Origin of the sequence: Cytobacillus sp. (assembly GCF_032154635.1) — a bacterium.
In the GTDB taxonomy this organism is placed as follows: Bacteria; Bacillota; Bacilli; order Bacillales; family Cytobacillaceae; genus Cytobacillus.
Map to the genome: position 1 here is coordinate 148,090 of NZ_JALDXW010000003.1, position 11,692 is coordinate 159,781.

At 37.4% G+C, this 11,692-nt stretch carries 13 protein-coding genes; 11 read left to right on the forward strand and 2 right to left on the reverse strand.

All coding sequences use genetic code 11. The annotated features are described in order from the left end of the window. Positions 1–62: 62 nt before the first annotated feature. Together RUH74_RS04170 and RUH74_RS04175 are read left to right on the forward strand one after the other, a co-directional pair. Positions 63–425 (forward strand): PadR family transcriptional regulator, encoded by a 363-nt coding sequence (locus RUH74_RS04170; protein WP_313798992.1) that lies wholly within the window; start codon positions 63–65, stop codon positions 423–425. Continuing rightward, positions 355–1,176: a DUF1129 family protein gene (locus tag RUH74_RS04175; protein ID WP_313799041.1), complete on the forward strand. Its 822-nt coding sequence runs from the start codon at positions 355–357 to the stop codon at positions 1,174–1,176. Before RUH74_RS04170 ends, RUH74_RS04175 begins: the two co-directional genes overlap by 71 nt. A 201-nt stretch (positions 1,177–1,377) precedes the next feature. Here the strand turns inward: RUH74_RS04175 and RUH74_RS04180 are convergent, their stop codons facing one another. Beyond that, positions 1,378–2,805 (reverse strand): serine hydrolase domain-containing protein, encoded by a 1,428-nt coding sequence (locus RUH74_RS04180; protein ID WP_313798993.1) that lies wholly within the window; start codon positions 2,803–2,805, stop codon positions 1,378–1,380. Between the two features lie 664 nt (positions 2,806–3,469). Here RUH74_RS04180 and RUH74_RS04185 point away from each other — a divergent pair. From RUH74_RS04185 to RUH74_RS04225, 9 genes are all read left to right on the forward strand, one after another. Continuing rightward, on the forward strand, positions 3,470–3,964 hold the full coding sequence (locus RUH74_RS04185) for a S4 domain-containing protein (RefSeq protein WP_313798994.1): 495 nt from the start codon (positions 3,470–3,472) through the stop codon (positions 3,962–3,964). A 278-nt stretch (positions 3,965–4,242) separates the two neighbouring features. Next, entirely contained in the window at positions 4,243–4,920 is a 678-nt protein-coding gene (locus RUH74_RS04190) for a response regulator transcription factor (protein WP_313798995.1), read from the forward strand. After that, positions 4,917–5,930, forward strand: a complete 1,014-nt coding sequence (locus RUH74_RS04195) for a sensor histidine kinase (protein ID WP_313798996.1) — start codon at positions 4,917–4,919, stop codon at positions 5,928–5,930. The genes RUH74_RS04190 and RUH74_RS04195 overlap by 4 nt, the downstream gene beginning before the upstream one ends. 83 nt (positions 5,931–6,013) lie before the next feature. Next, positions 6,014–6,736 carry an ABC transporter ATP-binding protein gene (locus RUH74_RS04200; protein ID WP_483863900.1) on the forward strand — a complete coding sequence of 241 codons (723 nt, stop codon included), beginning with the start codon at positions 6,014–6,016 and terminating at the stop codon, positions 6,734–6,736. Then, entirely contained in the window at positions 6,733–7,476 is a 744-nt protein-coding gene (locus RUH74_RS04205; RefSeq protein WP_313798998.1) for an ABC transporter permease, read from the forward strand. Before RUH74_RS04200 ends, RUH74_RS04205 begins: the two co-directional genes overlap by 4 nt. After that, entirely contained in the window at positions 7,473–8,222 is a 750-nt protein-coding gene (locus RUH74_RS04210) for an ABC transporter permease (RefSeq protein ID WP_313799000.1), read from the forward strand. The genes RUH74_RS04205 and RUH74_RS04210 overlap by 4 nt, the downstream gene beginning before the upstream one ends. Before the next feature lie 208 nt (positions 8,223–8,430). Then, positions 8,431–8,868, forward strand: coding sequence for a LytTR family DNA-binding domain-containing protein (locus RUH74_RS04215; protein WP_313799001.1), 438 nt, complete (start codon positions 8,431–8,433; stop codon positions 8,866–8,868). 16 nt (positions 8,869–8,884) lie between these two features. Continuing rightward, positions 8,885–9,319: a DUF3021 family protein gene (locus RUH74_RS04220; protein WP_313799002.1), complete on the forward strand. Its 435-nt coding sequence runs from the start codon at positions 8,885–8,887 to the stop codon at positions 9,317–9,319. Between the two features lie 180 nt (positions 9,320–9,499). Then, the gene (locus tag RUH74_RS04225) at positions 9,500–10,798 is read left to right on the forward strand and encodes an alpha/beta hydrolase family protein (RefSeq protein ID WP_313799003.1); all 1,299 of its coding nucleotides are present in this window, start codon (positions 9,500–9,502) and stop codon (positions 10,796–10,798) included. 87 nt (positions 10,799–10,885) lie between these two features. Here the strand turns inward: RUH74_RS04225 and arr are convergent, their stop codons facing one another. Then, the gene (gene arr / locus RUH74_RS04230) at positions 10,886–11,302 is read right to left on the reverse strand and encodes an NAD(+)--rifampin ADP-ribosyltransferase (RefSeq protein ID WP_313799004.1); all 417 of its coding nucleotides are present in this window, start codon (positions 11,300–11,302) and stop codon (positions 10,886–10,888) included. Positions 11,303–11,692: the final 390 nt, after the last annotated feature.

An 11,692-nucleotide genomic window follows, 5' to 3' on the forward strand; every position in this document is an offset into this window, starting at 1 on the left:
TAATGGGAGTTATACTATGTATATACCTTGTAAAACAAGATATTAAGAATGGTGGAACGATCATGTCGCAAACACAAATGTTGAAAGGAATCATAGATGGTTGTCTCTTGGCAATTATACAAGGCAAGGAATGCTATGGATATGAGATGGCTGAGCGTTTAAGTGAGTATGGATTTTGCGCTGTAAGTGAAGGGACGATCTATCCATTATTAATGAGAATGCAGCGAGAAGGGCTCGTCACCTCTGTTCGAAAAAATTCAACTGCAGGTCCTAAAAGAAAGTATTATTCACTTACAGAAAAGGGAAATCAAGCTTTGGAGGATTTTTTGAGCAGATGGAGTCAACTTGAAAAAAGTGTTAATCGAATTATTAGACAAGAAACAAAAGGGAATGATGGGAATAATGGAACAACATCAACTATCTGATCAGAGCAAGAAATTTATTGATGATTTAAGATTGTACTTATTTTCAAGCGGAAAAAATGATCAGGAGATTAATGAAATAGCTGAAGAACTAGAGGTTCATCTTATTGAAGCTGAAATGCATGGGAAGTCTCTTGAGCAAATTGTTGGAGCATCTCCCAAAGAATATATGATGAATATTTCAAATGAGATGAAGGCTGACTACAAAGTGTGGGCAAAATATATTCCTCTTATTGTTATGGGGACAATGTCCTTTTTAATTTTAGGAGATCTATTGCAAGGACCATTAAGTTACAGCCTATTGCAAATCATAGGAACGATTTTGTTTAGCATGATGTTCATCGGAGGAGTATTTATGACTTTTCGCTATGTTGCAAGCAATCGAGTCTCAAGGGTAAAAGAATTTCTAATCATGCTGCTTCCAGTTCTAATTAGTATGATATTTTTTGTAGGGTTACTTGCGGTCGATTCGTTTTATAAAACCCCCACAATTGATTTTAATTGGTTAGGTAGTATAGTCATTGGATTTATTGTTTTTTCTTTTGTCGTTTTATTTTCAATTTGGTCAAAGACTGCTGTGATGCTCGTTATATTGATAGCACTTCATCTACCGACATTTATTCTATCGTTCACTTCATTCGGAGAAGAAGTACGATTGATTATTGGGATGGCTATCACTTATTTATTGATAGGAATCTATCTGTTTTTTGAATTTAAGAAGCTAAAGAGAAAAAAAGTGACAGATAACGAATAAAACCTCACTCAAATAGACGAATGTTGTGCAGAAATAATAAAGATGTTTCATTTACAATAAAGTCATGTAATTAGGTTTGACTGAGAAAATTGTCGATGAAATTAAAAAAGACACCGAAGTGTCTATGTTTTTCAAATTAAGCATACCGATAAATTGAAATTTAATTACTTAACATTATGCTTATCTTGGGAGCAAGGTATTCTATCGGTGAGTGTATACAAACCATGTAATGCTTGCTGTTAGTAATGCTGACGAAATCAAAGCTGTAAGAACGCTATATGTTCGCCAAACAAGTATCGCTGACCAATCGAAAGCACAGCACAGTATACCCAGGGCAATCGTAGCGATCAGGAAAATAACTGTTACGATTATTCTCTTTTTTGTCATTGGCTGCCGCTCATTCATTTTCCTTCTGCGTAATCCTAAGAGAAATAGCAAAACGGCCAATAGGCAAAGAATAATTGTGATAGACGACAAAATGATATCCAAAAGCTGTGTGCCGCTCATTTCATATGACTGAGTTAGATTGCCGTCTAATATATCTTTCACTTTTAGTACCAGGTTTGTATTGGTATTTGCGCCGTTGCTCAGCAAGGTGACGGCTGTTCGTTCATTTAGCAGTATGGCTACTTCGGTTCTGAAACTTGGATTGCCCCCAGTGTGTTCTATAATCGTTTGGTCGGCGTCTACCGACCAGCCTGCCGCATAATACATATCGTTGACAGCCGAAACAGACATATCCCCCTGATGTGATTTTTCGATCACCGTATGAAATATTTCGGGTATGTCCTGCACAATACCCATCTGTATGCCCATCCAACGCGCCATATCTTTTGTATTAGAAATGATGTAGGCTGCTGGTTTATTCCCAGCAAAATCCGGAGCTTTAAATGGAGTTGTCATAAAAAAGGAAGAACGGTAGCCCTGTGCCAACTGTCCAGTGGCTTGAGCATCTTCTTTATAAACATACGTCTCGTGAAGACCTAACGGCTGAAATACCTGTTCCCTCATAAAATCTTCATAGCTTTGTCCTGACACAATCTCAATAACCAAACCCAATACGTCATAATTAACGGTTCCATAGTTATGCTGTTCACCGGGAGGGAACGCCAATTCAGCATCTACGAGCATTTCCACAGTCTTTTGCAACATATCTGGTGTATTGCCTTGTGGAATTTTTTGAGTATGCCAAAAATTTGTTAGACCACTGGTGTGGTGAAGAAAGTTATTTAGTGTAAGGCTTTGCATATCAACAGGTCTCCCTCGATACTTTAACGTAAACCAAGGTAAATATTTTTGGACAGGGTCAGTCATTGAGAGCAGCCCTTGCTCTTCCAACAGCAAAATACCCATACCGGTAAAAGCCTTACTGACCGAGGCTAACTCATAGAGTGTATTTTCACTTGCAGACAACCGCTTTTCACGGTCTGCATAGCCTGAAGAAAAGTAGAATACTTCATCATCAGCAATTATTGAGAGTGACATTCCCGGCACACCTGAAATACGACGGGCATCATCTAGCAACGCTTGTATTGCCGCAGATTTCGAGTCTGATAACGCATAACTTTGTGTGGCGAATCCTGAGAATAATATAAATATCATTAATACAAAAACAATAATCTTTTTCATAAACTCTCCTTTTTAAAAAATTATAAGAGAATCATATAAATAATCTACTTTTACAACTACAAAACTAAATATTAATTTATCTTTCAATTCGCCTATATAAATATCAAGTAATTGTCAAGAGTTACACTTAAACGAAAAGATGCGTTAGTTCAATAAGAAGTAAACAACTTTATTATTCATTTTAAAGTATTATATAAACAGATGGAAGTAATTTGAAACTATTTTAAAGAGCCATGCTACGTAGAATGTAGTAAGGCCCTTAGCTTTTGTTAAATAAAAAATTCAATAACTTTATTATCATTATACAAATGGTACTTGAAAAAGAAGGAAATAAACGTTTGTAATTAAATGGGATTATGTGGTAAAATGGCAATAACTCTATTTGGATAGAAAGGACACAGGAGAACAAGTATGCCAATATTTACTTTGTAATGATCAATAAATTGGATAGCATCACCCTCAAAAAACATTGTTTTTTTCTCAAGGGGGGAGTATGCCCATTTTTCTCATTACAAAGGAACCAAGCAACCCTGTAGTCTTGATGCGAAAGGAGATCCTTGTGTAGGATCTCCTTTTTATTTTTTATTATTTCATTTTATACTGCGCTGCAAGTTATCCAAATAGATGCTTGCGTTCCTTTATCTTATTAAGAGGTGAAGGATGAATGCAAAATAGAATATTTCACTGGAAACTTTCTCAAATGCCAGAACGAGCTGTAAAGAAACACTGCAAAATGTGTGGCAAATTATCAGTTTTTACAGACACCCAGGTGCGAAGGCATAACGCAAATGGAAAAAGCATTTACAAGTATGCGATCTATAAATGCGAAAAAAATCATACGTGGAACAAAAAACTAGCTATCTATAAAACGTTCTCAGAGCATGTTGCTGAAATGGAGGAGCAGAAAGAAGAAGCTCCGATGATGTCAGCCATTTCAATTACTAGCTTAGCCGAACAAGGAGTAAAGGTGATTCACATTGTACTAGATGAAGTGATAGGAACACACCGAGTGGATAAAGTGCTTGCCAACCAAATTGAGGATTGGAGTCGATCGCAGATCATAGAAAAGATTGAAAAAGGAACGATTCGAATAAATGAACAGGTCATTAAACCGAGTTCAAGATTGTCAAAGGGAAAACGCATTTCTATTTTCATTTGATGAAAAACATTGAGCAACCGAACTGAATATCAAAACTGGTGAATACAATGTATGATCGTTAACGGGAGTAAAATACTGGATTCAATCGTTTCAATGCTTTACCTAATCTTTGATTAAATAGAGCTATGCCACTTTCACAATATGAATTCATCCTAACTGGCTAATTCTAGAGTAAGTAATGTAGCAAGTATTCTATTGAACTGGAATACTTGCTACAAGCCATTTCAATGACTATGTTATAATACAAGCTAATTTTAACCTAGAGTGAGGGATGTTACTTGAAAAGAAGCATATTATATATTGAAGATAATGAGAAAATAGGCAGCTGGGTAAAAGAAGAATTGGAACAGCGAGGTTTTTCAGTTTACTGGCAGCTTTCTGGTGAAGGGGCTGAAGAAGAAATACATCAGCATGAAATCGTTATTCTGGATATCATGTTACCCGGTTTAGACGGATTTACTGTGGGAAAACGATTAAAAAAGGCTGCTCCTGCTGTTCCTATTTTGCTATTATCTGCTCGAACATCAATACATGATAAGGTAGATGGGTTACAATTTGCTGATGACTATTTAACGAAACCTTTCCATACAGATGAATTAGTTGCAAGATTAGAAGTATTAATCCGTCGCAGTGGCAGAATACATTCCGAACGTATTTCATTAGGAAATCATATTGAAGTAGATCCAGAAGTCCAAATGGTTTATGACAAGCGCACAGGAGAGGAAATTATATTGACAGGGAAGCAACATCAAATTTTAATGTATTTCTTACGTCACCCTAATCAAGTTTTACCAAAAGAACAAATTTATGAAGCGATTTGGAAGGAATCTTACATAACTGGTGATAAAACATTAATGGTGCATATCAGTCGACTGCGTCAAAAGCTGGAACGGTATCCAGATTCCCCGGAGATTATTGAAACGTTGAAGGGAATAGGCTATCGGGTGAAACTATGAAACAGACTGGCTCATTATTTCGGCGTTTTCTAGTAGGACACTTTTTATTTATCTTTTTTCCTCCCATTGTGCTTATTATCTTCTTTTCGTTCATTGGGTTTTCGGATATCAATGAAAAAGATCTACATACGTTAAATCCATTTTTCGCTACACTGCTTTTGTTTGGTTTTATTATTGTCGCATTTGTTGTCATCTCTTGGCTTTTCTTCTTAAGACTTCGTAAACGTCTCACCCGTTTACAGGAAGTCATGTCATTTTCAGCTACTAATCACTCATTTCCTAACCCAATATCTGTTCAAACGGATCGTATGGATGAAATAGACCAGCTAGGAAGTTCTTTTAATTGGATGATTCAGCAGCTTGAAGACAGTCGCAAGCGAGAAAATGAAGAGGAATTATTACGACATCGACTCATTGCAAATGTATCTCACGACTTACGAACGCCACTTACAATTTTGAGAGGACATGTCACCAGATTAAATAAAGAACCAATAATGAGTTTAGAAGGACAAAACTCATTATCAGAGATGAACCAAACGGTTACAAGAGTCGGAGATCTAATGGATGATTTACTTTCCTATACATTGCTTACATCTGGGAAGCATCCTTTTCAACCCACTTCAACAGATATTGCACGTTTAGTAAGAGCATCTGTTGCTGCATGGTATCCTGTATTTGAAGAAAAAGAAATTCAGTTGGATGTTGATTTACCGACGGAAGAGACGTTTTATTGGGAAGCAGATCCTAAATGGATCACACGGGTTCTGGATAACTTATTTCAGAATATTCTTCGCCATGCAGCAGAGGGAAAATTTGCAAGCATTGTAGTTGATGTAGAAAAAGAACAGATCGTTGTTGCAGACAGAGGTCCAGGTATGGATCACTCTTCCTATGAGGGCGGGGCGGGAATTGGTTTATCGGCTTCCAATTATATGTTGAAAAAAATGAAGCTGAAAGCTGACTTTACCTCAAATGAAAATGGCACAAGAGTAACTATTGGACGAGCTTAACCGAAAGTTAACCTAGAAGTAAACAACATGATCACCGAGATGTAACTTTGCTTCTTTATAATGAGAACCATAACAGAAAGGAAGTGTTATGGTTGCTTACAATTAATCACTTAGTTAAACGTCGTGGAAAACAAGAAATCTTATCAGGTGTCAGTTTTAAAGCTAGACCCGGGAGAGTAACTGGTTTTTTAGGTCCAAATGGGGCAGGGAAAAGTTCTACCCTTCGCATTCTGCTTGGATTGGATCGTGCCACATCAGGGAGTGCACTAATTAATGGTGTGCCATTCGCAGAATTACAGAATCCTCTAGCAACAGTAGGTGCTGCACTTGATGGATTCGGCGCTCATCGTATGCGAACAGGACGGGCACACTTGCGCTGGATTGCCCGTGCTGCAGGATTGTCTCGCTCACGTGTCGAAGAAGTTCTGGAAATAGTCGATCTTACGAAAGCAGCTGGGAAAAGAGTGGGGAATTACTCCCTTGGAATGGGGAGAAGACTTGGAATGGCAGCTGCACTACTTGGAGATCCAAAAATATTGGTTTTAGATGAACCCGTAAACGGGCTCGACCCGGAAGGCATTCGCTGGATTCGCACATTTTTACGTGAACGTGCTGCGTCAGGAAAAACGGTGTTACTATCCAGTCATCTAATGGGAGAGCTTGCAGAGACTGTTGATGATGTGGTGATCATTAATCATGGAAAAGTCGTTGCAGATGGAACATTGGATGAAGTAATCGGTACCCATTCCACGCTGGAGGAAGCTTTTTTTGCCCTGACATCTGAACATGCAGATGATGTTGTATGAGAGTATTCAACGCGGAACTATCTAAATTGTTCTCCCTGCCGGGCATGTGGCTTGCCTTTCTAATTGGCACATTTGCCCCACCTGCCATTGCTGCCTTGGACAGCATAGCAGAAAAAGAGGATATTATAGCTGGAGTTAGCACACGACTATCGGAAGTAGGCTATATAGGATTAGGTCTTGGTGTACAAGGGATCATTATTCTTGGTGTGCTTGCTGTCAGCAGTGAGTATTTGACAGAGAGCAGTGAATCGGGTGGAGGGAATCAGATAACAACGAGCTTAACGGTTGTTTCATCCCGATTTCATTTTTTGCTGGCAAAAGCAGGTGCTGTGACAGTGACCAGTGCCCTGCTTTCTATTGTTGCGATTCTAACAACTGTGTTAACAACAAACCTTATTCTTGGTGAATACGCCCCTGCATTTGAAGCATCTAAACTGATCGGCGTGGTTTGTTACTGGACATTTACTGCTCTTTTGGCATTTGGGATTACGGTTCTAACAAAGAATGGCATGATCCCGCTTGCTGTGCTTATTATAAATTCATCTGTTGTGACCGTCTCTTACCTCCTTACTAAGGTTACAGAGTTAGCGTTTTACTTACCAGATAGAGCTGGCACAGATATGTTTATTAGCGGAGGATATCACCCCCCATTCATAGGTGGTTTAATCATGTTTGCTTGGGTAGCCGTTCTTTTCATTATCGCAGCTATTGTATTCCATAGAAGGGATGTTGCATCATGAGTGTCTCATCTAGTAGAAAGATAACACAAGTCCTTGGCGCTGAACTGGATAAATTAGTTACATTACCATTGATATGGCTCACTCTTATGGGTACAATCATTATTCAGTTCGTTTTAACCGGAGCTTTTACTTATGCTGGTCTACAAGAGGCAGAAGGAACGCAAAGCATACTGGATACTGGATTTGCTTCCATGGGCTATCTTCAAGCGGGGTTCATTATTCTTGGTATCTTAGCGACTTGTTCGGAGTATACGGGTGGACAGATTCGAACGACTTTAACTGCGATGCCTTGGCGCGGGTATCAATTATCCGCCAAGCATGTGGCTTTGGCAATCCTAACGATTCCGGTCGCGTTTATTATTGCTGCATCAGGTGTACTATATGCTTTTATTATGATGAGAGACACAGCGGTCGCGATTGAAATAGACAGATTAATAAAAACACTAGCAGGAGCAACAGGCTATCTAACATTTACCACCCTTCTCAGTGCAGCTATCGGTGCTTTACTAAGACGAACCACACCTGCTTTAGTGGTACTGCTTGGTTATTATTTCATTGTCAGTCCATTGTCGGGAGATTTTCTGCCAAATTATTTTCCGGATACGGCAGGAGCTTATATGTATATGCTGCCTTCTTCTGATAACATAAATACCCTTACACCCATGCAAGGGACAGGTATTTCAATGTTATGGACACTGATCTTTATTACAGTAGCTATTGTATTTTACCGAAAACGGGATGCCTAAGTTTAAGAATAATTAATAGAATTAAATTATGTTTTATCGAATGTCACTTTTAACAGTAGACACTAGGGACATTATCTATACGGTGTACCATAGCATATTAAAATGAAAATAAGGATAATATTTGAATGTGTTATAATGGTCTGAAGGTTTTTATTTCCAAATCCGATGGTGTTAATCTGGAATAGTTTGACTTTTCGTGGGTGATCATTTGAAAATTTCAATACAAAAAATAAGTAGGGAACTGGAAGAAGAAATCCTTATTAGGTGTCATGAGGTAGATGAAGAAATACATGAAATCGTAAATAAACTAAAAACTGAACCCTCCATCATACTCGGATATCAAGATGAGCAAGTTCATCGTATGAATCTTAGAGATATCTATTATTTTGAGGCAGTGGACGGAAAGGTTTTTCTTTATTGCAAGGATAACGTTTTTGAGGTAAAACATAAGCTTTATGAGTTAGAGGAATTATGTAAAGAAAAGGACTTTTTCCGTGCGACCAAATCAACCATTCTAAACATAGCTAAAATTTCGTCCGTTTACCCTTCCTTTAATGGCCGATTCGAGGCAGTGCTTGATAATGGGGAACGTGCTGTTATATCAAGGCAGTATGTGCCTGTCCTTAAAAAAATGCTTGGATTGTAAAAGGTGGGATACATATATGAAACTTTCTGAATTCATACGAGACATGGTGAAGGATTTCTTGATCATCTTCGCATCGATAATCATTATTATTACAATTTTGCGACAAATATATGATCCTACTATGGCCTTTGACTTGAAATCGATTTATATCATTATGGCATTCTCATTTTTAAGTGTATTAATGGGATTTATTTTGTATTCTCCTAATGATATAAGTGAGAAGAACATGCGTATAAGAAGGGGTATTCATTTTTTTGCGTTGGAGATTCTATTGATTACCCTTGGCGGCATTTTAGGTATTGTGAAAAGTGGATTAGATGTCATTATTTTTGCTTTGCAAATTGCTGTTATCTATATGATCGTTCGTCTGTTGTCATGGAAAAATGATATAAAAGAAGCCAAAGCAATTAATGAAAAACTAAAAACATTTAAAAAAAATAGTCATGAGTAGGCAAGAAAATCATCATGCAGTTTTTTTGCAAGAGCTTTTTTTACGGTAAACTTTATGTTTACCGCTTTTTTTTGCATCTTATTTGCCTGCAGAAGCAACTTATCGTTTTTCTATATACTTCTTTTCGGCCACTTATTATGATGAATTCATAAAATTGATCCGAAAGAGGGAGTAACTACTATGGCATATTTAATATTATTGCTTGTTTTGATTTTCGAGATTGCTTTTGCAATCAACTGTATAGTAACGAAGCAAACCCATCAAAAAATAAAAAATGGGATTCGGATTGCTGCATTTATTGCATTTGTCATACTCACCCTTTCCTCTGTAATTGTGTGGAGTTTACGCTGGGTAATGCTTGGTATACTGCTTCTCCTATTAGCGGGAAAGGCGATCGTTTCTCTTATTCGTAAGAAGGAAAACAAAACATATAAAACGTCTAAAATTGTCTGGAAATCCATTGGAATGATAGTTGTAACGGTATTTTCACTTGCACCTGCAATTGTTTTTCCGCAGCATAACTCACCAAAAGTAACTGGTGAATATCAAGTGGCAACCGCTACTGACACATATACGGATAAAAACCGTATGGAAGAATTTACGGATAAGGAGCAGCACAGATTTGTGAATGTAGGGTTTTGGTATCCGAAAAACGGCAATGGTACATACCCGCTTTTGGTGTTCTCACATGGCGCATTTGGCATTAAGGATGGCAATAGCTCTACCTATACTGAACTTGCAAGCCACGGGTATGTAGTTGTTTCCATCGATCATCCTTATCATTCCTTCTATACTCGTTCAGAGGATGGAACAGTCACTATGATCAATTCAGATTTTAGCCAAGAGGTCTTAAATATGAATAAAGGCATGTACTCGAATGAAGAACGGTACAATATCATTCAAAAATGGATGAAACTGCGAACAGACGATATGAATTTTGTCATTGATACAATCCTTAAAAAAGTAAAAAATGATAATAATCCCATTTATCAACAGATCAATACAGAGAAAATTGGTGTGTTCGGGCACTCAATGGGAGGTGCCGCAAGCGTAGGGCTAAGCAGAGAACGCGATGATGTAAGGGCAGTAGTAAATATCGATGCCCCTTTCTATAGTGAACTGGTTTATAACAAAGCAGATGATACTTTTATGGCAAGCAGCCAAGCCTACACAACCCCACTTTTTAACATTTATTCGGACGATGTTTGGAGACAACTGGATAACACTCCTGTTTATGTAGCCAACAAACTCAACAATAAACAGTTCGAAGGAGCCTATACGACTCATTTGAAAGGGGCAAAACATTTAAGCTTGACCGATTTACAGCTTTTCTCTCCAATCCTTGCAAATACGCTGCATGGTGGAAAAGACAGCATCGATCCATATTACTGCATTGAAACGGAAAATAAATTAATTCTTGAATTTTTTGACTATGAATTAAAAGGCATGGGTCATTTCGATCCCAAGAAGACCTATTAAACGACTGCCTACATAAGAAATATACTGATTTCATACATGAATGACAATAAAGTTGTTCAAAAAATGTTCATCCACGATTTTTAAGGATTAATCGTATATTACATTTTTTCCTTGTTCACTTAACTTTTTTAAAGAGGTGAGCATATGATTTATTTCTTCGTCGGAATGTCTTTCCCATGAACGTAATTCGGCAATTATTTTCAAAGGAGATTTAGACCGATAAGAACGTGTTGGATTTCCAGGAAATCTTTTGTCCGTTACGTTCGGATCATTTTCAAAATCACCCAATGGTTCTACAATATAAATTCTTTCCTTTGACTTGGATCTTGCTAATTCAGCCCCCCATTTAGCAGCATCTAATGTCGCAGTAAAATATATATAGTTGGATTTTTTATCCTGGTAATTTGATAAGTGTTGTGGTACTAACAAATCTCGAATTTTCAGTTCTGCTTTAGTGCCATGAAAAAAAGGACCATGATCTAAGACATCTTTTTTGGCGTTCAAACGAATACACCTCCACTATTTTTAGATTTGTATAAAAGAGTATAATATCGAAATGACAAAAAGAACAGTCTGTAAATAACTTGAAAATGATGGTATAATGTACGTAGAGAGAATGATATCGAACGACCATTACTTATTTTTTACGTAATGAGCAGTAACGTAAAGCTTTAGTTGAAAATATAAATTTATTCCATTATCGGGCGTAATTCTACAGAAGAATTACGCTCCTTCTATATGTAAATGGCCAGATGGCAGAATTAGATTTGTTTGTCGGTCAATATCGAGATGAGTTCAAACAACATGAATAGGCAAAAAATTTATGACGCGTACGAACGTATATTTAGTTTAATTTTTGGTTGAACCAGTAAGGGAGGAGAAATATAACGTAAT

Bases quoted from the DNA above. Each gene is read 5' to 3' on its own strand.
- RUH74_RS04170 (WP_313798992.1), top strand. From the start codon at position 63: ATGTCGCAAACACAAATGTTGAAAGGAATCATAGATGGTTGTCTCTTG.
- RUH74_RS04180 (WP_313798993.1), bottom strand. From the start codon at position 2,805: ATGAAAAAGATTATTGTTTTTGTATTAATGATATTTATATTATTCTCA.
- RUH74_RS04185 (WP_313798994.1), top strand. From the start codon at position 3,470: ATGCAAAATAGAATATTTCACTGGAAACTTTCTCAAATGCCAGAACGA.
- RUH74_RS04195 (WP_313798996.1), top strand. From the start codon at position 4,917: ATGAAACAGACTGGCTCATTATTTCGGCGTTTTCTAGTAGGACACTTT.
- RUH74_RS04205 (WP_313798998.1), top strand. From the start codon at position 6,733: ATGAGAGTATTCAACGCGGAACTATCTAAATTGTTCTCCCTGCCGGGC.
- RUH74_RS04210 (WP_313799000.1), top strand. From the start codon at position 7,473: ATGAGTGTCTCATCTAGTAGAAAGATAACACAAGTCCTTGGCGCTGAA.
- RUH74_RS04220 (WP_313799002.1), top strand. From the start codon at position 8,885: ATGAAACTTTCTGAATTCATACGAGACATGGTGAAGGATTTCTTGATC.
- RUH74_RS04225 (WP_313799003.1), top strand. From the start codon at position 9,500: ATGGCATATTTAATATTATTGCTTGTTTTGATTTTCGAGATTGCTTTT.